This is a genomic window from Pseudomonas sp. OV226, assembly GCF_003148705.1.
Lineage (GTDB): Bacteria > Pseudomonadota > Gammaproteobacteria > Pseudomonadales > Pseudomonadaceae > Aquipseudomonas.
In genome coordinates this window covers 1-18,093 of record NZ_QGGS01000017.1, presented here as the reverse complement: position 1 = coordinate 18,093, position 18,093 = coordinate 1, and the positions used below count along the sequence as shown (strand labels likewise).

Sequence of the window (18,093 nt, the reverse complement as noted above, 5' to 3'; positions counted from 1 at the left end):
TGGGAGGTGGCGATTAACCAGTGATTAACCGTGCCGGCCTTGTTGTCATGGTGCTTGCGGCATAATGTCCGCTTAATCGGCCAACGGCTTAATCACCTTTTTTCTGCGGGGCTCCCATGCACGTACTGGTTTGTGAAGACGATGAGCTGATTGCCAGCGGCATTGTTGCCGGGCTCACCGCACAGGGCCTGACGGTCGAGCACGTCGCCACCGCGTCGTCGGCGCGAGCGATGCTCAAGGTCGCGGAATTTGACGTCATGGTGCTCGACCTCGGTCTTCCCGATGAGGATGGCCTCAAGCTGCTACAACAGCTGCGTCACAATGGCCTGGAGATTCCGGTGCTGATTCTCACCGCGCGCGATTCAGTGATGGATCGCGTCGATGGCTTGCAAGCCGGTGCGGATGATTACCTGCTTAAACCTTTCGATCTGCGTGAGCTTGCCGCGCGCCTGCACACCTTGTTGCGACGCGTGGCGGGGCGCAGTGTCAACTTGATCGAGCACGGTCGCCTGACGTACGACCCCAGCAGTCGCGAAACCTTGCTCGGCGGTCAACCGGTGGACCTGTCGCGCCGCGAGCAGGCGTTATTGCAGGCCTTGCTGCATAATCGCGGGCGCGTGCTCTCCACCGAGCAACTCAAAGACAGCGTCTACGGTTTCAACGACGAACTGGAAAGTAACGCCCTCAACGTGCACATCCATCACCTGCGGCGCAAACTCGGCAACGGCATCGTCGAAACCGTGCGCGGCCTGGGCTATCGCCTGGGGCCGGCTGATGGCGGAGAACAGTCGAAGTGATGAGCCTGCGTTTGCGCCTGAGCCTGACTCTTGGCGCCGCTTTTGCCTTGATCTGGGCCCTGGCGGCAGCCTGGATGCTCAGCGACTTGCGTAACCAAATGATGTTTTCCCTCGACCAGCGGCTGGTGGCTTCAGCGCGGATGGTCGCCGGGTTGCTGGAACAATTGCCGGCATTGCCGAGCAAAGGCGAGGGCACCCATTTCAGTGCGGAGCAACTGAACATTCCTGGTGGCATGGCCTGTCAGGTCAGTTCATTGCGTGGGGAAATTCTCGCTCGCAGTCACAGCGATCCCGAACAAAAACTGGAAGCCGAGAAAATGGGTTTCCACGATCAGATGATTGATGGTGCGCCGTGGCGCAGTTTCACGTTGGCCCGGGGTGACCTGCGCATTACCACGGCCGACCGGCAAATCGAGCGCGAGGCATTGAACATGTCGATTCTGCTGGCGGCGTCGGTGCCTGTCGGGGTGGCGTTGCTCGGTTGTCTGTGCCTGTTGTGGCTCGGTATCGGACAAGGTCTGGCGCCGCTCAACCGGATGCGCGATGCCTTGATGCGCCGCAGCGCCGACTCCCTTGAACCCTTGCAGATCCAGCCGCTGCCGAGTGAACTGCAACCGCTGCTGGAAACCCAGAATCAGCTGTTGCAGCGCATCGGCAAGACCATCGAGCGCGAAAGACGCCTGACCGGCGACGCGGCGCACGAACTGCGCAGCCCGCTGACCGCCATCAAGACCCACCTGCAAGTGGCGCGCATGACCGACGGCGCGTCTCGGGATCAATCACTGGCCCGGGCCGAAGAGGGCGCTGACCGCATGCACCGCACCCTTGAACAATTGCTGTTGCTGGCGCGGGTCGAGGGCAGCCTGTCGTTTGACGACGGTGTGCAGTGCAGCGCCGAGCAAGTGGCGAAACTGGCGATTCAGGATGCGGCCAGCGGTGATCGCCAACGCATCAGACTGCAGATGCCGAGCACATTCTCCACTGCGCCGGTGCAGATGCCCGCTGTGTTGTCGATTGCTGCGTTGCGCAACCTGCTCGATAACGCCTTGCGCCACACCCCTGGGGATGGGGCGGTAGAGTTGAGCCTGGAAACCACTGGCAACCGTGTGCGTTTTCTGGTTCGCGACCATGGCCCGGGTATCGCCGAAGAGGACTTGCAACACCTGACCCAACGCTTCTGGCGCAACGGTCAGAGCACCGGTTGCGGGTTGGGGCTGGCCATTGTCCAGGCGATAGTCCAGCGTTGCGGCTGCACGTTGCATTTCAACAGTCAGCCGGACGGGTTGCGGGTTGAGCTGACCATGCCGTTGCAGTCCATCTGAGTCGCATGGGTTCCATGTTGCGCCTAAAAAAAGCCCGCTGAACCGGTGGCCCGTCAGCGGGTTTTTTTCAGGTCTGAAATGTGTGTTGACGGTGAGGCCTCTTTCGCGAAGGGGCCAGAAGTGGCAACAACGACCTCAACCCTGCTGGAACATCTCCTTCGCCCGCTGCTCAATCTGTTGCTGAGTCAGGTCTTCCTTGCGCGTGGCCAGGAACCAAAGGTGCCCATACGGATCTTTCAACGTCCCGGAGCGGTCGCCGTAAAACTGATCCTTGACCTCGGACACCACCGTGCCGCCCGCGTCAATCGCCTGTTTATAGGACTTGTCCACGTCCGTCACATACAGATGCAGGCCCACCGACGGTGACGTGTCCGGGTTGCTCAATGGACCCTGGTCGCAAGGTGTGCCGAGCATGATCGGACAGTCGCCGATCCGCAGTTCGGCATGCCCGATCCCGCCGTCCGGCATGGCCAGGCGCATGACTTCTATGGCACCGAAGGCCTTCTTGTAGAACTCGATGGCTTCGGCGGCTTTTTGAATGCCCAAGTACGGGGTGATGCTGTGATAACCCTCTGGAATGGGTTTAACGCTCATGATGAATCTCCCTGTTTGTTGTTGTGGGTGAAAAGGTGTCCTGTACCGATTTCCGACCGGATAAATATAGGTCACTCCCTTGTTGGCATCCGCGCACCCGACGAGCAGCAACACTGTTCAGCCATCAACAGCGAAGCAGCAGATTGCTGGGCTGCGTGACCCCAAGACCTGAAAAACCCCCGTCAACTGCCCGAAAACATTGGCGATGGACCTCGGCACAGAAGCTGCAATGGCTCTGATAAACACTGCTGCCCGGAACCTCAAATGCCTGAATCTGCCGTTTATCCGATTAACCCGCCGGCCGCCCATCGGATCGCCGATGACACCGAAGCCTTGCGCGTCGCCGAGCGCGTTGCCGCTGTATTGCTGGAGCAGGACGCCGAACGCGACCGCACCCGACAGGTGCCCGCCGAGATCGTCGATCTGTATTCCAACAGTGGACTGTGGGGCATCAGCGTGCCGAAAGCATTTGGTGGTGCGCAGGTGTCCTGTGCGGTGCTGGCGCAAGTCATTGCGATCATCTCGGCCGCCGATCCGTCACTGGGGCAGATTCCGCAAAACCACTATTGCCTGCTCGAAGACATCCGTCTGCAAGGCACGCCCGAACAGCAGGCGCATTTTTTCGAACTGGCGCTGCAAGGGCATCGCTTTGCCAATGCCTTGTCGGAAACCGGCGGCAAAAACGTGCAGGACATCCAGGCGACGATCCGCCGCTATGGCGATGGTCATGTGATCAACGGGCGCAAGGGTTATTGCACCGGTTCGCTCTATGCTCACTGGCTGGCGGTGCTGGCGCTGGATGAAGAACAGAAGGGGCAGTTGGCCTTCGTCGAACGCGGATCAAAAGGGTTGGTGATCGTGGATGACTGGGAAAGCATCGGTCAGCGCACAACGTCCAGCGGCACCGTGCTCGCCGAAGACTTGCACGTGTCGGCGTTCAATCTGTTCCCGACCTATCGGTCCTATGAAACGCCAACGCTGGCCGGCCCCTTCGCGCAATTGACCACGGCGGCCATCGACGCCGGCATTGCCCGTGCGGCACTGCGTGACACCATTGCTTTCGTTCAGCAATACGCTCGGCCGTGGATCGACGCGGGCGTGGAGAAGGCCAGTGAAGATCCGCTGACCATCATTCAGATCGGTGGCCTGGAGATCCGTCTGGAAGCCGCCGAAGCCTTGCTGGAACGGGCAGGGCGAGCGCTGGATGCGGCGCGTCCGGCGCCCGATGAAGACAACGTCGCCCAAGCCTCCCTGGCGGTGGCCAAGGCCAAAGTGCTGACCACCGAAATCGCCATCGAAACCAGCAATAAACTCTTCGAGCTCGGTGGCACCCGCTCGACCTTGAAGAAGCACAATTTCGACCGGCACTGGCGCAACGCCCGGGTCCATACCCTGCACGATCCGGTGCGCTGGAAGTACCACGTCGTTGGCAACTGGCTACTCAACGGCGTGAAACCGCCGCGCCACGACTGGTCGTGATTGATGGCCGAGTTGCTGAAAAATATCTATTGGGCCGACATCGCCCAGGCCTGCCTCGACACCCTGAGCATGCTCGGTGCGGCGCTGGGGTTCACCGTGCTGTTGGGGTTGCCGTTGGGGGTGGTGCTGTTTCTTACCGGCAAGCGCCAGTTGCATGAAGCGGTCGGCGTTTACCGTGTGCTGTCGGTGGTCGTGAACATGCTGCGTTCGCTGCCGTTCATCATATTGCTGATCGTGTTGATTCCCCTGACCACGCTGCTGGTCGGCACCTCGCTCGGCGTGCCGGGGACCATTCCGCCACTGGTGGTCGGCTGCACGCCGTTTTTTGCACGGCTGGTGGAAACCGCGTTGCGCGAAGTGGATCGCGGTGTCGTGGAAGCGACCCAGGCGATGGGCGCGAATACGTGGCAGATCATCCGCCACACCTTGTTGCCCGAAGCACGGGGAGGGCTGTTGGCGGCGGTCACCGTGACTGCGATCGTGCTGGTCGATTACACGGCGATGGCCGGTGTGATTGGCGGTGGCGGACTGGGCGATCTGGCGATTCGTTACGGTTATCAGCGTTTTCAGACTGACGTCATGGTGGTCACGGTGGTGCTGTTGCTGATTCTGGTTCAGGCCCTGCAAATGACCGGCGACCGACTGGTGGCGCGTTACAGCCGACGTTAAATATTCGATCCAAAAAAATACAACAGGCCCCACGTCCACCCCACGACGGCCACTTAATCTGTCTAGGAGCAAAGCATGAAAAAGACCCTGGCCATTCTGGCTGCCTTAGTGTCGTTGAGCGCTCACGCCAACGAAAAACTCATCGTCGGCGCGACCCCGGTGCCGCACGCGGAAATCCTCGAGTTCATCAAACCGACCCTGGCCAAGGAAGGCGTGGACCTGGACATCAAAGTCTTCACCGATTTTATCCAGCCCAACCAGCAATTGGCCCTGAAGAACCTCGACGCCAACTATTACCAGTACCGCCCGTTTCTCGATGATTACAACAAGACTCGCCACACCGATCTGGTGCCGGTCGTCGGCGTGCACATTGAACCGTTCGGTGCCTACTCGACCAAAATCAAAAACATCGCCGAGCTCAAGGATGGCGCCACCGTGTCGATCCCCAACGACCCGGTGAACACCGGCCGTGCGCTGGTGCTGTTGCACGAAGCCGGGCTGATCAAACTCAAGGACCCGAGCAACACCTTGGCCACCCAGCGGGACATCATCGAAAACCCCAAACACCTGAAGATTCGTGAGCTGGAAGGCGCATTGCTGGCGCGCTCGGTGAGTCAGGTCGACCTGGCCTTTGTCTTCGCCAACTACGCACTTGAAGCGGGGATCGACACCAACAGCGCCTTGATCGTCGAGAAGGGCAAGAGCTTGTACATCGAGTTTCTGGTGGCACGGCCGGATAACATCAATGATCCTGGCTTGCAGAAACTGGCAAAAGCATTGAATTCGGATGAAGTGCGGCAGTTCATCTTGACCCGCTATAAAGGGCAAATTGCGCCGGGGTTCTAAACACTCGCCGACCAGAAGGTCGCCTTCGCGAACAAGTTCACCACTGTACCTGTGGGAGCGGGCTTGCCCGCGAAGGCCGCGTCGCTATTTCGGTTCTGCAGCGGATTCCAGCAGCTGCGCGCCCGGCCCACGCTCCCCCAGCACATCGCCAAAATTGCGCAGTGGACACGCCTCCATCGACAGACATCCACACCCGATGCAGCCATTGAGCTTGTCGCGCAGCAACATCAACTGATTGATCCGCGCGTCCAGATCCCGGCTCCACTGCGCTGACAACGCCTTCCAGTCTGCCGCCGTCGGCGCCCGGTTATCCGGCAACGATTTCAGCGCCTCACCGATCTCCACCAATGGAATTCCCAGACGCTGGGCCACTTTGATCAACGCCACCCGCCGCAACACTTCTCGTGGATAGCGCCGCTGATTGCCCTGATTGCGGTTGCTTTTGATCAAACCCTTGGACTCATAAAAGTGCAGCGCCGTGACCGCCACACCGCTGCGGGCGGCCAGTTGGCCGACGGTGAGTTCTTTATGCAGATTTTCCGGGGTGATCATTTGAACATTGCCTATTGACCTCTAGTTAGCTAGAGGTTTTACCCTGCAGGCCTTCGGATCGCAACAATCGGTTTACACATGAAGGGGACTGTTCATGCAATTGTCAGCAAACAACCGCGGCTTCACCCAATTGATCGAATTCGAGATCGAGCCCCATCGGCAACCGGCGCTGGTGATGGCCCTGTCCCTGCAGACCGAGCGCCTGGCCCGGGATTTCAGTGGCTTCTTGAGTGCGAGTATCCAGGCCAGCGATGATGGCCGGCGGGTACTCAACTACTTGCAATGGCAAACGCGCGAAGCCGGTGAAGCCGCATTTCGCAGCTTTGAACGGGGTGAGCAGGATTTCTGGGGTTTGATCCGCGCCCACCAGGCGAAAACTGTGACGTTCGGTTCGTTCCAGGTGCTGCACAGCTTGGCGCTTGGCCCCGATGATGCGCTGCACTGCAATCTGGTGGGCTAAATCGACAACTGCATCACGCGCTCGCCCTGGACATTCTCCGTGACCCGACGCTTGTTGACTGCCAGTTCGCCGATTTTGATCAGCCGCGTGCGGGTTACGTTACGGCTCAGACCCAGCAGGGCAGCGGTGTGCACCTGGTTGTAATGACAGAAGCGATAGGCTGCGCGCAACAACGCATCTTCGACTTTTTCATGCAGTGCACCGGCCTGTTCTGCGAAGAGTTTTTGAAAGGCCTGATTCAGCATGGCTTCCGGTGAATCATCGGTGCCGACGTGTTGGTCATCCTGACGCTCGATGCGCATGTTGGACAGGCGCAGGTCATCGCGTTCAATCACGCCGTTACGGCAGATCAACAGCGTGTGGTGAATAACGTTTTCCAGCTCTCGGATGTTGCCCGGCCAACTGTAGCCTCGCAGTTTCAGTTCGGCTTCTTTGCTGAGGGTGATGCTGCCGTAACCCAAGCGTTGACTGTAGACCTGGATGAAATGCCGGGTCAGCGGCAGGATGTCGCCGGGGCGTTCGCGCAACGGGCTGAGGTCCAGGCTGACCACGTCGAGTCGGTAATAAAGGTCCTCGCGAAAATGCCCGGCGTTGATGGCCTTTTCCAATTGCACGTTAGTCGCCGCCACTACGCGCACATCGATGGGAATGCTCTTGCGCGAGCCGAGTCGGACCACTTCACGCTCCTGCAGCACCCTCAGCAGCTTGACCTGGATCGCCATTGGCAGGTCGCCAATTTCATCGAGAAACAGCGTGCCGCCGTGGGCCTCCTCGAACCAGCCGGCCTTGGCGTTCAGCGCGCCGGTGAATGCACCTTTTTCGTGACCGAACAATTCGGCCTCAACCAGCGATTCGGAAAATGCGCCGCAATTCACCGCCACGAAGGGCCGGTTGCGTCGGGTACTCAGGTTGTGGATGTGCCGCGCCACCAACTCCTTGCCAGTGCCGGTTTCGCCACTGATCAGTACGCTGGCTTCGCTGGGCGCGACCTGCTGCACATGGGCAAGCAAGGCTTGGGATTTCGGATCTTCGAACACCTGCGCGGTGGCGCGGATCGAGGTCGCCAGCGCGGGTGAGGGCGGCAAGGTCAGCAGTTGCATGGGGGTCGCTCCATGAGGAAATGGCTATGAAAACAAGTCCTGACTCAGCCTCTCGTTTGAAAGACATGGGACGCGGGCCAGTCGGCAGTGGGTGAGGCGCTGGAGGTGTTATAAAGAGAGTCTGTTATTCCGTAAAAGAACATAAATAAATATTTATAGATCTTTTGGAGATATGCAGGTTGAGAACAGAACGACGTTTGCCAAAGTTGATAGCCACTATCGAGAGCGTTGATTTCTGCCCTTGAAGCCGCGCAGGTAGCCTGTGTTCATTGCCCCGAACCCAGATGCCAGGACGCTAACAATGAACACTCTCACCGCCACTTTCCTGCTGCTCGCGCTCTCTGTTCTCGCCGGTTGTGCCAGCCATGTGTCTCCGGAATTGCGGCCATATACCGCCGAAGAATCCAAGGAACTGGCGCTTGAGGAATTGAACCGTCGTGGTCTGTCTTTTGAGGAGTACCACGCCAGGAAAGCCGCCTTGCTCGGGCAGCCGCAAAAATCCTTTGGTTTCGATAAACAAGGCGAGATGAACGCCGAGCGTGCTGTACAGCTTCACGGTCGCCCAAGCTGATCAAGAACTGTACCGCTCGAAGTTTTCCGAAACTGTCCGTGGGTTTCCGGCAAGGCGTGCGATAGGGTCTTAACACCCGATTGACCCTTATGGACTGCCGCTCATGACGCTTTCACTCGATCTGCTGATGGGCCTGGCCCTGTTTGCGCTTGTCACCTCGATTACTCCCGGCCCCAACAACACCATGTTGCTGGCATCGGGTGTGAACTTCGGCTTTAACCGCACCATCCCGCACATGTTGGGCGTCACCTGTGGTTTCTTTGTCCTGGTGGTCGCCGTCGGGTTCGGCCTCGGCGCCGTGTTTCAAACCTATCCTTTGCTCTACACCGTGTTGCGCTACGTCGGCGCGGCGTATTTGCTTTATCTGGCATGGAAAATCGCCCATTCAGGTCCGGTCTCCGAGAGCGAGAACGGCGAAAGCAAACCCATCACTTACCTGGGCGCAGCGGCGTTCCAATGGGTCAATCCCAAGGCGTGGATCATGGCCATCGGTGCCATCAGTACCTACACGCCGATGCAGGGCTATTTCACCAATGTGATCATCATTGCGGCGGTGTTTGCCGTGATCAACCTGCCGAGCGTTGGTATCTGGGCCGGGTGCGGCACGTTGTTACGCAATGTGTTGAAGGACCGCCGCTGGTTGCGCCTGTTCAATTGGGGCATGGCCCTGCTGTTGGTGGCTTCTCTGTATCCGTTACTTCTTGAAAGCTTTAGCTGACGCATTGCTTCATCCGGTTGCCCGATGCCTGTTAAGCTCGACTTCAGGAGCGTTCCTACGCACTTTTAAATGAAGTTGTTCTTCTTTAACGGCTTCCGATCAGGTATTTCTAACGTGCTGAAGTATCGGCGCAGCTCACAAGGCTGCGCTTTGACGTTTCCGTTATGAGCTTCCTGATCCCGGAACACGCTCTGCGAGTCTTTTATGAATAAACGTCCGTTGTATTTCGACTACGCCGCCACCACGCCGGTGGATGAGCGGGTCATCAAGGTCATGGTCGAGTGTCTGGGTTTTACCGGCAATTTCGGCAACCCGGCTTCCAGCTCCCATGCTTATGGCCAGCAGGCTCGGCGGTCGGTGGACCACGCACGGCAGCAGGTCGCCGAACTGGTGGGCGCTACCGCTGACCAGATCGTCTGGACCTCCGGCGCCACCGAATCGAACAACCTCGCACTCAAGGGCGTGGCCCAGGCACGCGGCGTCAGTGGCGGGCACCTCATTACCAGCCAGATCGAACACAAGGCGATTCTCGACACGGCCAAACAGTTACAGGACGCCGGTGTGGCGGTGACGTATCTGGTGCCAGACACCGACGGTTTGATCACGGCGCAAGCGGTCAGCGAAGCGATGCGCGAAGACACCTTCCTGGTGTCGCTGATGCTGGTCAACAACGAACTGGGTACGCTCAATGACATCGCGGCCATCGGCGAAATCGTACGCGCCCGCGATGCGCTGTTTCACGTTGACGCCGCTCAAGGTGCAGGGAAAGTTGCCATCGATCTGGCCCACCTGCCCGTGGATTTGATGTCGTTTTCCGCCCACAAAATCTACGGCCCCAAAGGCATCGGCGCGCTGTACGTCGGCCCGCGCGCGCAACCACGCTTGCAGGCGCAGATTCACGGCGGCGGTCACGAGGGCGGTTTACGTTCCGGCACCCTCGCGACTCATCAGATCGCAGCGATGGGGGTGGCCTTCGCCTTGGCTGGCGCTGCGTTCGATGAAGAGAAAGCCACGATCGTCCGGTTGCGGGAGCGCTTGCTTGAGCAACTGCTGAGCCTTCCCGGCGTTCGTCTCAATGGCAGCCCGACCCAACGCATTCCCCATACTCTGAGCCTGACCTTCAGCGAAGGCGAGTTCAACTCCGCGGCATTGAGCCATTCGATCGCATTTTCCGCGACATCGGCCTGCAACTCTGCCAGCAACGTTCCATCCCATGTGTTGCTGGCCCTGGGGCATGACGCCCGCTCGGCGAGCCGCACGATTCGCTTGAGTCTCGGGCGGTTCACCACCGAGCAAGACATCGACCAAGCGGTGCACCTGATCAAAGCCGCCTGCGCCAGTGCCCCGGCATTCTGGCAGTAGCGCCTTAAAGCGCCGACTCAGATCGGCACTCAACAATAAGCTGAAGTGATTAGCAGGAGACATGATGAGTACGCAGCCTTCGATCAATGGATCGGTGCCCCAGCGCCTGGCGCAAACCCGCGAACTGATGAGCCGCGAAGGCATTCATGCCTTGCTGGTGCCGTCGGCCGATCCGCACCTCTCGGAATACTTGCCAGGCTACTGGCAGGGACGGCAGTGGTTGTCGGGCTTCCATGGCTCGGTCGGCACACTGATCGTGACGCCGGACTTTGCTGGCGTCTGGGCCGACAGCCGTTATTGGGAGCAAGCGACCAAGGAGCTCAAAGGCAGCGGCATCGAGTTGGTCAAGCTGCAGCCGGGCCAACCAGGCCCGCTGGACTGGCTGGCCGAGCAAACCCCAGAAGGTGGCGTCGTCGCGGTGGACGGTGCGGTCATGGCCGTGGCCTCGGCGCGAACGCTGGGTGGCAAGCTCGAAGAGCGTGGCGCCCGCCTGCGTACCGATATCGATTTGTTGAGCGAAGTCTGGAGCGATCGCCCGACGTTGCCGAACGAGCCGATCTATCAACATTTGCCACCGCAAGCGACGGTCAGCCGTGGCGAAAAGCTCGCGAAGGTGCGCGAGGTAATGAAAGATCGAGGCGCTGACTGGCATTTTGTCGCCACCCTCGATGACATCGCCTGGTTGTTCAACCTGCGCGGCGCAGACGTGTCGTTCAACCCGGTCTTCGTGTCCTTCGCCCTGGTCAGCCAGGAGCAGGCAACCCTGTTCGTGGCACTGAGCAAAGTCGATGCCGAGCTGCGTGCGGTACTGGAACAAGACGGTGTGATCCTGCGTGATTACAGTGAAGTGGACGCTGCCTTGCGCGCCGTTCCGAGCGGCACGAGCCTGCTGCTAGACCCGGCGCGTGTCACCGCCGGTTTGCTGGGCAACCTCGATGCCGGCGTAAAACTGGTCGAAGGCCTGAACCCGACCACGCTGGCCAAATCGCAGAAAAGCCTGGCCGATGCCGAGCACATTCGCCAGGCCATGGAGCAGGACGGTGCCGCCCTCTGTGAATTCTTCGCGTGGCTGGACTCGGCCTTGGGTCGTGAACGCATCACCGAGCTGACCATCGATGAGCACCTCACTGCCGCGCGTACCCGACGTCCCGATTACGTGTCGCTGAGCTTCAATACCATCGCCGCGTTCAACGCCAATGGCGCGATGCCGCATTACCACGCGACCGAAGAAGAGCACGCGGTGATCGAGGGTGACGGCCTGTTGCTGATCGACTCCGGCGGTCAGTACCTGGGTGGCACTACCGATATCACGCGAATGGTGCCGGTGGGGACTCCGACAGATGAGCAGAAGCGCGACTGCACGCGAGTACTTAAAGGTGTGATTGCACTGTCCCGCGCGCAATTCCCCAAAGGGATCTTGTCGCCGCTGCTGGATGCCATCGCACGCGCTCCAATCTGGGCAGAAAACGTCGACTACGGTCACGGCACTGGCCATGGCGTTGGCTATTTCCTCAATGTTCACGAAGGCCCGCAGGTCATCGCCTATCAGGCCGCTGCTGCGCCGCAAACCGCGATGCAGCCGGGCATGATCACTTCCATCGAGCCGGGCACTTACCGTCCGGGGCGTTGGGGCGTGCGGATCGAGAACCTGGTGCTGAACCGTGAGGCGGGCAAAAGCGAGTTCGGAGAGTTCCTCAAGTTCGAAACCCTGACGCTATGCCCGATTGACACCCGCTGTCTGGAGCCGTCGCTGCTGACTCTGGAAGAGAAGCAGTGGTTCAACGCTTACCACGCCGAGGTGCGCGAACGCTTGAGTCCATTGCTCGATGGCGCCGCCCTTGAGTGGTTGAACACCCGCACCGCGGCTATTTGACGGGTTGGAGGTCAGGCGCTTGGTCGAGCGCCTGGCTCATGTAGTCGACAAATGCTTTAACCCTGGCGGATTGGCGACGATTCGCCGGGGACACTGCATGAATCGGCAGTGACTGCGTCGTGTAGTCTTGCAAAATGGCTTTCACCCGGCCGGCCTTCAGATCCTCACTGAACAGCCAGACTGGCGACAACGCAATCCCCAATCCCCCCAGCACCATCTCGCGGATCGCCTCGGAGTTGTTGCTTTGTGCGTTACCCTTGATGCGTACTTCGTGTTGCCGGGCGCCTCTTTTGTAAATCCATAGGTTTTGACTGTTCAGCAAGTTGAATTGCAGGCAGTTGTGCGCGCCGAGGTCTTCCGGGGTTTGGGGCTGGCCGAATTGCTTGAGGTACTCAGGCGCTGCAACGGTTATCCGGTGGGTGGTGCCGATGTGGCGTGCGAGCAGACCGCTGTCGCTCAGCTCACCGATTCTGAATGTCACGTCCAGCCCTTCACTGACCAGGTCCTGGTTTTGATCGCTGAGTTGCAGGTCAATTTGAACCTGAGGGTGCGTTTTTAGAAAGTCGGGGAGGCGCGGTGCAATCTGCAGGCGCCCGAAACTCACGGATGAGCCGATTTTCAAGTTGCCGGAAATGGATTCGCGTCCTGATTGAAAACGATGTTCTGCCGCGTCCACCGCTGCAAGGATTTGGCGACATTCGTCGTAGTACCTCTGACCTTCATCCGTCAGTGACAGTTGACGGGTGCTGCGGCTAATCAGCTTTGTGCCGAGTTTGGTTTCGAGCGCTTTTAAAATTTTGCTGATGGTCGGCTGGCTGGTCTGCATCTCCCGGGCGACGGCCGAAAAGCTGCCGCGTTCGACGACACGGACGAAGGTTGCCATTGCGTTGAGTGTGTCCACGGGAGTTCTCATTGATGCCAAATGGGCATACGTACTATAGCTATATGGTGTCTTATCGGCATGAGTGATCTGGACGAAGATGAATCCCGCACACACACTTCTGACGGGAATCTGCGAAATGACTGACTCACTTGAAATGCGCGCTCTGATTGTTGACTCGGCCAATGGGCCTTTACGCTTGGTTTCCCTGTCGCGGCCCGTGCCGGGAGTGGGTCAGGTGCTGATCAGGATCAAGGCCAGCGGGGTGAACCCTTTGGATGGAAAGATTCGTGCGGGGCAAGCTGCTCATGCGCGTCAGCCGTTACCGGCCGTATTGGGCATGGATTTAGCGGGGACAGTTGAGGCGCTGGGAGAGGGCGTCAGTGGATGGATGCCTGGTGATGAAGTCTTCGCGATGGCGACCGGTATCGGTGGCGCGCAGGGTTCCCTGGCGGAGTTCGCGGTGGTCGATTCGCGGCTTCTGGCACGCAAACCGGGCAACTTGAGTATGCGCGAGGCCGCAGGGCTGCCTTTGGTATTGATCACCGCGTGGGAAGGGCTAGTTGATCGGGCTCGGGTGCGGGCCGGTCAGAAGGTGCTGATCCATGGCGGCGGCGGCGGTGTCGGACATGTGGCTGTGCAAATTGCCCGGGCGTTCGGTTCTGACGTGTTCGCAACCGGTTCAGCGGGGCAGCGGGCAACTATCGAAAGTTTCGGTGCAACGTTTATTGATTACCGCGCGTCTTCGGTTGAAAGCTATGTGGCTGAATTCACGGCCGGGGAGGGCTTCGATATCGTCTATGACACGGTGGGTGGCGCGGTGCTGGATGACTCGTTCAAGGCCGTTCGGGTTTATGAGGGGCATGTAGTGAGCTGTCTGGGTTGGGGGCAGCACAGCCTTGCGCCGCTCTCGTTTCGTGGGGCGAGTTATTCCGGGGTGTTTACGCTATTGCCGTTGCTGACGGGGAAGGGACTTGAACGTCATGGCCAGATTCTTAATGAAGCGGCGCGGTTGATTGAGGCGGGTCAGTTGAAGCCGTTGCTCGATTCTCGGCAGTTCACGCTGGAAACTGCCGAGGCTGCTCATGAACTGCTCGTTTCGGGAGCAGCGAAGGGGCGGTTAGTGATCGAGATTTAACTCAGGGCTTCAATCACGAAGTCCAACCGATCCTGGCCGAAGAACAGCTGATCGCCGACGAACATACTCGGTGCGCCGAATACACCGCGCTGTATGGCTTTCTCGGTATTGTCCTTGAGAGCGGCTTTGACCTCCTCATCGGCCGTCAGGGCGAGCACTGTTTGCGGGTCAAAACCGTTTTGAGTCAACACGGCGGCAACGGTGGCAGGATCATCAAGGCTACGGCCTTCGACCCAGAGGGCAGTGAACAGGCAGTCGATAAACGCCGGGAAACGTTCGGGCTGACGTAACTGAATTCCAGTCACTGCGCGCATGAGCATCAGTGTGTTGATGGGGAAGTGCGGATTGAATTTCAGTGGTACACCGTAACGTTTTGCGTAGCGGTCGAGATCTTGAAACATATAACGACCCTTGGCCGGGATGGTCGCCGGTGAAGCGTTGCCGGTGGCTTTGAACACGCCGCCCAGCAGCATTGGCTTGTAAATCAGTTGGCTGTCGGATTGTTCGCAGATTTTCGGTAGCTGGGTATAAGCCAGGTAGGTGGCAGGGCTGCCGAGGTCGAAAAAGAACTCCACGGTTTTGCTCATGGTCGGTGCACTCTGTTTATTGTTGTAGGGGAGGGCTTACCAGCGTTCGCTCCAGGGGCGTAAATCCAGCTCGAATGTCCAGGAGTCCCGTGGCTGGCTGTGCAGATACCAATAGTTTTCGGCGATGTGCTCGGGGTTAAGAATGCCGTCTTCGTCCTTGGTTGCGTATTTTTCCGGAAAGCTCTCACGGATGAAGTCAGTATCGATGGCGCCGTCGACAACGACGTGAGCAACGTGAATATTCATCGGGCCGAGTTCTCGCGCCATGCTTTGCGCCAAGGCACGAATACCATGTTTGGCACCAGCGAACGCAGCAAAGCCCGCAGCACCGCGCATGCCTGCTGTAGCCCCGGTGAACAGGATCGTGCCCCGCTGACGCTTGGCCATGCGCTTGGCGACTTCGCGAGCATTGAGAAAACCTGAGAAACAGGCCATTTCCCAAATCTTGAAATACTTGCGGGCGGTTTCTTCAAGAATGCTGCAGGGCACGTTGGCGCCGATATTGAAGACAAATGCTTCGATGGGCCCGATCTGGCTTTCGATTTGTTCGACTAGCGCGATTACATCTTCCTCCTTGCGTGCGTCGCAGGCAAAGCCATGGGCATCTCCGCCATCAGCTTTGATGGCATCGACCAATGGCTGAAGTTTGTCTGCGCTGCGCCGGGTGACACAGGCGACGAAGCCTTCCTGTGCAAAACGCTTGGCAATGGCGCCGCCGGTAGCATCACCAGCGCCGACAACCAGTACGACTTTCTTATTATTCATAGGTGGCCCCTTTGATAAACGATCGTTAACTAAACGAACGTTATGCTACGATTCCACAGACGTCAAGACGATCAATCCTGAGGACTTGCAATGCGCTACTCGGCCAATCACAAGTTGGAAACCAAACAAAAGTTGCTGGAAAGCAGTTCGGTGTCTGCCAAGAAGTCAGGTTTTTCCACGGTCGGCGTCGACGGATTGATGAAGGCAATCGGTTTGAGCGGCGGGGCTTTCTACAGTCACTTCTCGTCAAAGGATGAACTGTTCTCTTCAATCGTCGAGCGTGAACTGGGCCAAAGCGTGGAACGATTAGGCACCGATGGGGGGAGCGAAAAACTTGAGCGATGCCTGAAGCATTACTTGAGCATGGCGCATGTCGAACATCCGGAATCCGGATGCGCGCTGCCCGCGTTGGGCGCGGAAATTGCTCGTTCGGACATGGTGGTTCGCAAACAGGCAGAGCGCTGGATTTGTCAGCTACAGGAGAGTTGGGCGCGTATTCTGGAAAGCGACAGCCTGGCTTGGGCAATTCTGTCGCAATGCATCGGTGCTTTAGTTGTCGCACGGATGCTGGCAACGCCAGACATCCAGCGCAATGTGTTGAAATCCAGTTACGACGAGATTGGCCGTCAGATTGCGGGGCGGCATCAGCCTATTTGCAAATGACGATCATGCTGCGGCTGGTGTAACCGGCAGGGTTGAGACCGAACGGATAATCGCCTGGCTCCTCCACCGCGTCCCCCGACTTGGCAATGACCTTGTACCCTTTGGGTGCGCAAGAGTTGGCGGCGCTGGTGTAGCACTTTTCCCACGAGGATGAGAGCCCCGAACAGTTGATATGCAGCCCTTTCTTGCCATGTTTGACTTGTGTTTTCGAGGTCGCCGCACAACCCGCAACTGCCAGAACGGCGATCAATATCAAAATTCGTTTCATTGCTGTCCTTACTAGCGTTCCCGGATCTTGTGCCCGGGTCTGGCTGCATTCGCTTTCGCTTAAGCGTTTTGGTATCCCTATCCTGAAAAATCCATGTCTGGCGCTGGGTTACGGGCCTAAACATGGCCTAATTGAGCGTCAATTACCAGACCTGCGTTAAATCCTGTATCAATCTGCCGCAACTGCTGGCTTGGCAGCACTGCCCATAGTCATGGTTGCGCCCACGGAAGCCAGAATGATGCACAAGATAGCCATCCACTGTGACAGCGATAGATACTCATGCAGGAACAACAAGCCTGACAAGGCGCCAATCGCAGGTTCGATGCTCATCAATGTGCCGAAAGTCCGTGCGGGCATGCGGGTGAGGGCGACCATCTCCAGCGTGTAGGGCAGGGCGGTGGATAAAATGGCGACCCCTATGGCCACGGGGATCAACGAAGGAGTCAGCAGCGCGGTCCCTGCATGGACGATGCCGATAGGGGCCACGAACAATGCGGCAATCATCACGCCCAGTGCTGCGGTCTGTACACCATTGTCGGCACCGGCCTTCTGGCCGAACAGAATGTATAGGGCCCAGCAGACTCCCGCCCCCAGGGCGTAACCGGCCCCTGCCAGGTCGATTCCGACGGTTGATGCGTCTGTGGGGATTAATAGCAGCAAGCCCGCAGCCGCCAGCGCTATCCACAAAAAGTCGATTGCCCGGCGCGAAGCATAGATCGCCACTGCCAATGGCCCGGTGAACTCCAGGGCTACTGCAATTCCCAAAGGGACAGTGCGTAAGGACATATAGAAGAGGAAATTCATGCCGCCCAGTGCCATGCCATAGATGATGACGGTGCGCAGGGATTTTGCAGTGAGCTTCGCCCGCCATGGACGAAGCAGGAGCAGCATGATCACGCTGGCGAAAATGAGGCGTAGGGTGGTGGTTCCTTGAGCTCCGATAACCGGGAACATGCTTTTAGCCAAAGAAGCTCCGGACTGGATCGACGCCATGGCTATTATGAGCAGGCCTACCGAGAACAAGGTCGAGGCAAGGCTGCGGGGTTGATCGTTCATTACGTGGAGTCGTCCGAAGTAGGAAGCGGAAGTTCTTTGTTGTGCAGTTGGGCAATATAGTGCGCATTCGTGGCGTGTACGTCTATATATGGCAATGATTTTGGGCTGTTTGATAGAAAAGCCAAATCAGTGCTTGACGGCAGATTCAGGGTGTCTATAATTCGCCCCACTTCCGGCGCAGTCGAAACGGAAAACTCATTGGTAAACAAAGAGTTACGCAGTTTTCGGCAGTGAGTGGCTTCAGTTCATCGAAGTCCGAAAGGAGTTGAAAAAGAGGTGTTGACAGCAGCGTGTAACGCTGTAGAATTCGCCTCCCGCTACCGAGTGATCGGAAGCGCAAGTGGTTGAAGTTGTTAAAGATTTCCAAGCGAAACTTTGAAAACTTCTGAAAAT

Annotated in this window: 20 protein-coding genes; 12 read left to right on the top strand and 8 right to left on the bottom strand. The window is 58.3% G+C overall.

Annotated elements, in window-relative coordinates:
- Positions 1 to 116 precede the first annotated feature (116 nt).
- Positions 117 to 797, top strand: a complete 681-nt coding sequence (locus C7534_RS22560) for a response regulator (protein WP_046032361.1) — start codon at positions 117 to 119, stop codon at positions 795 to 797.
- The gene (locus C7534_RS22555; protein WP_046032360.1) at positions 794 to 2,119 is read left to right on the top strand and encodes an ATP-binding protein; all 1,326 of its coding nucleotides are present in this window, start codon (positions 794 to 796) and stop codon (positions 2,117 to 2,119) included. Before C7534_RS22560 ends, C7534_RS22555 begins: the two co-directional genes overlap by 4 nt.
- Before the next feature lie 135 nt (positions 2,120 to 2,254).
- On the opposite strand, the gene C7534_RS22550 is transcribed toward C7534_RS22555, so the two are convergent.
- Complete coding sequence (locus C7534_RS22550) at positions 2,255 to 2,713, bottom strand: VOC family protein (protein ID WP_046032359.1); 459 nt, start codon at positions 2,711 to 2,713, stop codon at positions 2,255 to 2,257.
- A gap of 264 nt (positions 2,714 to 2,977) precedes the next feature.
- Here C7534_RS22550 and C7534_RS22545 point away from each other — a divergent pair, with 264 nt between their 5' ends.
- The 3 genes from C7534_RS22545 (at position 2,978) to C7534_RS22535 (ending at position 5,707) form a co-directional block, all read left to right on the top strand.
- A complete protein-coding gene (locus tag C7534_RS22545; protein WP_109787097.1) occupies positions 2,978 to 4,192 on the top strand; it encodes an SfnB family sulfur acquisition oxidoreductase in 1,215 nt (404 codons plus the stop codon).
- A gap of 3 nt (positions 4,193 to 4,195) precedes the next feature.
- Positions 4,196 to 4,861, top strand: coding sequence for a methionine ABC transporter permease (locus C7534_RS22540; RefSeq protein ID WP_046032358.1), 666 nt, complete (start codon positions 4,196 to 4,198; stop codon positions 4,859 to 4,861).
- Between the two features lie 75 nt (positions 4,862 to 4,936).
- Positions 4,937 to 5,707, top strand: a complete 771-nt coding sequence (locus tag C7534_RS22535; protein WP_046032357.1) for a MetQ/NlpA family ABC transporter substrate-binding protein — start codon at positions 4,937 to 4,939, stop codon at positions 5,705 to 5,707.
- A gap of 84 nt (positions 5,708 to 5,791) precedes the next feature.
- On the opposite strand, the gene soxR is transcribed toward C7534_RS22535, so the two are convergent.
- Positions 5,792 to 6,259: a redox-sensitive transcriptional activator SoxR gene (gene soxR / locus C7534_RS22530; protein ID WP_109787096.1), complete on the bottom strand. Its 468-nt coding sequence runs from the start codon at positions 6,257 to 6,259 to the stop codon at positions 5,792 to 5,794.
- Between the two features lie 94 nt (positions 6,260 to 6,353).
- Here soxR and C7534_RS22525 point away from each other — a divergent pair, with 94 nt between their 5' ends.
- Positions 6,354 to 6,719 (top strand): antibiotic biosynthesis monooxygenase, encoded by a 366-nt coding sequence (locus C7534_RS22525; protein ID WP_109787095.1) that lies wholly within the window; start codon positions 6,354 to 6,356, stop codon positions 6,717 to 6,719.
- On the opposite strand, the gene C7534_RS22520 is transcribed toward C7534_RS22525, so the two are convergent.
- The gene (locus tag C7534_RS22520) at positions 6,716 to 7,819 is read right to left on the bottom strand and encodes a sigma-54 interaction domain-containing protein (protein ID WP_109787094.1); all 1,104 of its coding nucleotides are present in this window, start codon (positions 7,817 to 7,819) and stop codon (positions 6,716 to 6,718) included. The genes C7534_RS22525 and C7534_RS22520 overlap by 4 nt on opposite strands.
- A gap of 301 nt (positions 7,820 to 8,120) precedes the next feature.
- Here C7534_RS22520 and C7534_RS22515 point away from each other — a divergent pair, with 301 nt between their 5' ends.
- The 4 genes from C7534_RS22515 to C7534_RS22500 all read left to right on the top strand — a co-directional run bounded on the left by C7534_RS22515 (position 8,121) and on the right by C7534_RS22500 (position 12,343).
- Entirely contained in the window at positions 8,121 to 8,390 is a 270-nt protein-coding gene (locus C7534_RS22515) for a hypothetical protein (protein ID WP_077431685.1), read from the top strand.
- Between the two features lie 103 nt (positions 8,391 to 8,493).
- Positions 8,494 to 9,108 carry a LysE family translocator gene (locus C7534_RS22510; protein WP_046032352.1) on the top strand — a complete coding sequence of 205 codons (615 nt, stop codon included), beginning with the start codon at positions 8,494 to 8,496 and terminating at the stop codon, positions 9,106 to 9,108.
- Positions 9,109 to 9,312: 204 nt separating this feature from the next.
- Positions 9,313 to 10,470, top strand: coding sequence for a cysteine desulfurase family protein (locus tag C7534_RS22505; protein ID WP_109787093.1), 1,158 nt, complete (start codon positions 9,313 to 9,315; stop codon positions 10,468 to 10,470).
- A 64-nt stretch (positions 10,471 to 10,534) separates the two neighbouring features.
- Complete coding sequence (locus C7534_RS22500; protein WP_109787092.1) at positions 10,535 to 12,343, top strand: aminopeptidase P family protein; 1,809 nt, start codon at positions 10,535 to 10,537, stop codon at positions 12,341 to 12,343.
- On the opposite strand, the gene C7534_RS22495 is transcribed toward C7534_RS22500, so the two are convergent.
- Positions 12,336 to 13,256 carry a LysR family transcriptional regulator gene (locus C7534_RS22495; RefSeq protein WP_177412269.1) on the bottom strand — a complete coding sequence of 307 codons (921 nt, stop codon included), beginning with the start codon at positions 13,254 to 13,256 and terminating at the stop codon, positions 12,336 to 12,338. The two genes, C7534_RS22500 and C7534_RS22495, sit on opposite strands and share 8 nt — an antisense overlap.
- 106 nt (positions 13,257 to 13,362) lie before the next feature.
- Between C7534_RS22495 and C7534_RS22490 the strand changes: the two genes are divergently transcribed.
- Positions 13,363 to 14,361, top strand: coding sequence for a zinc-dependent alcohol dehydrogenase family protein (locus C7534_RS22490; RefSeq protein ID WP_109787090.1), 999 nt, complete (start codon positions 13,363 to 13,365; stop codon positions 14,359 to 14,361).
- Here C7534_RS22490 and C7534_RS22485 read toward each other — a convergent pair.
- Positions 14,358 to 14,948: a 2-hydroxychromene-2-carboxylate isomerase gene (locus C7534_RS22485; protein ID WP_109787089.1), complete on the bottom strand. Its 591-nt coding sequence runs from the start codon at positions 14,946 to 14,948 to the stop codon at positions 14,358 to 14,360. The genes C7534_RS22490 and C7534_RS22485 overlap by 4 nt on opposite strands.
- A 36-nt stretch (positions 14,949 to 14,984) precedes the next feature.
- Positions 14,985 to 15,713, bottom strand: a complete 729-nt coding sequence (locus C7534_RS22480) for an SDR family oxidoreductase (protein ID WP_046032346.1) — start codon at positions 15,711 to 15,713, stop codon at positions 14,985 to 14,987.
- 90 nt (positions 15,714 to 15,803) lie between these two features.
- Between C7534_RS22480 and C7534_RS22475 the strand changes: the two genes are divergently transcribed.
- Positions 15,804 to 16,376 (top strand): TetR/AcrR family transcriptional regulator, encoded by a 573-nt coding sequence (locus C7534_RS22475; RefSeq protein WP_046032345.1) that lies wholly within the window; start codon positions 15,804 to 15,806, stop codon positions 16,374 to 16,376.
- Here C7534_RS22475 and C7534_RS22470 read toward each other — a convergent pair.
- Positions 16,363 to 16,644, bottom strand: a complete 282-nt coding sequence (locus C7534_RS22470) for a hypothetical protein (RefSeq protein ID WP_046032344.1) — start codon at positions 16,642 to 16,644, stop codon at positions 16,363 to 16,365. The two genes, C7534_RS22475 and C7534_RS22470, sit on opposite strands and share 14 nt — an antisense overlap.
- A 168-nt stretch (positions 16,645 to 16,812) precedes the next feature.
- Entirely contained in the window at positions 16,813 to 17,700 is an 888-nt protein-coding gene (rhtA, locus tag C7534_RS22465; RefSeq protein WP_109787088.1) for a threonine/homoserine exporter RhtA, read from the bottom strand.
- Between the last annotated feature and the right edge of the window lie 393 nt (positions 17,701 to 18,093).

Excerpts from the sequence above, each read along its gene's own strand:
- C7534_RS22560 (WP_046032361.1), top strand. The coding sequence starts at position 117 with ATGCACGTACTGGTTTGTGAAGACGATGAGCTGATTGCCAGCGGCATT.
- C7534_RS22550 (WP_046032359.1), bottom strand. The coding sequence starts at position 2,713 with ATGAGCGTTAAACCCATTCCAGAGGGTTATCACAGCATCACCCCGTAC.
- C7534_RS22545 (WP_109787097.1), top strand. The coding sequence starts at position 2,978 with ATGCCTGAATCTGCCGTTTATCCGATTAACCCGCCGGCCGCCCATCGG.
- C7534_RS22540 (WP_046032358.1), top strand. The coding sequence starts at position 4,196 with ATGGCCGAGTTGCTGAAAAATATCTATTGGGCCGACATCGCCCAGGCC.
- C7534_RS22535 (WP_046032357.1), top strand. The coding sequence starts at position 4,937 with ATGAAAAAGACCCTGGCCATTCTGGCTGCCTTAGTGTCGTTGAGCGCT.
- soxR (WP_109787096.1), bottom strand. The coding sequence starts at position 6,259 with ATGATCACCCCGGAAAATCTGCATAAAGAACTCACCGTCGGCCAACTG.
- C7534_RS22525 (WP_109787095.1), top strand. The coding sequence starts at position 6,354 with ATGCAATTGTCAGCAAACAACCGCGGCTTCACCCAATTGATCGAATTC.
- C7534_RS22520 (WP_109787094.1), bottom strand. The coding sequence starts at position 7,819 with ATGCAACTGCTGACCTTGCCGCCCTCACCCGCGCTGGCGACCTCGATC.
- C7534_RS22515 (WP_077431685.1), top strand. The coding sequence starts at position 8,121 with ATGAACACTCTCACCGCCACTTTCCTGCTGCTCGCGCTCTCTGTTCTC.
- C7534_RS22510 (WP_046032352.1), top strand. The coding sequence starts at position 8,494 with ATGACGCTTTCACTCGATCTGCTGATGGGCCTGGCCCTGTTTGCGCTT.
- C7534_RS22505 (WP_109787093.1), top strand. The coding sequence starts at position 9,313 with ATGAATAAACGTCCGTTGTATTTCGACTACGCCGCCACCACGCCGGTG.
- C7534_RS22500 (WP_109787092.1), top strand. The coding sequence starts at position 10,535 with ATGAGTACGCAGCCTTCGATCAATGGATCGGTGCCCCAGCGCCTGGCG.
- C7534_RS22495 (WP_177412269.1), bottom strand. The coding sequence starts at position 13,256 with ATGAGAACTCCCGTGGACACACTCAACGCAATGGCAACCTTCGTCCGT.
- C7534_RS22490 (WP_109787090.1), top strand. The coding sequence starts at position 13,363 with ATGACTGACTCACTTGAAATGCGCGCTCTGATTGTTGACTCGGCCAAT.
- C7534_RS22485 (WP_109787089.1), bottom strand. The coding sequence starts at position 14,948 with ATGAGCAAAACCGTGGAGTTCTTTTTCGACCTCGGCAGCCCTGCCACC.
- C7534_RS22480 (WP_046032346.1), bottom strand. The coding sequence starts at position 15,713 with ATGAATAATAAGAAAGTCGTACTGGTTGTCGGCGCTGGTGATGCTACC.
- C7534_RS22475 (WP_046032345.1), top strand. The coding sequence starts at position 15,804 with ATGCGCTACTCGGCCAATCACAAGTTGGAAACCAAACAAAAGTTGCTG.
- C7534_RS22470 (WP_046032344.1), bottom strand. The coding sequence starts at position 16,644 with ATGAAACGAATTTTGATATTGATCGCCGTTCTGGCAGTTGCGGGTTGT.
- rhtA (WP_109787088.1), bottom strand. The coding sequence starts at position 17,700 with ATGAACGATCAACCCCGCAGCCTTGCCTCGACCTTGTTCTCGGTAGGC.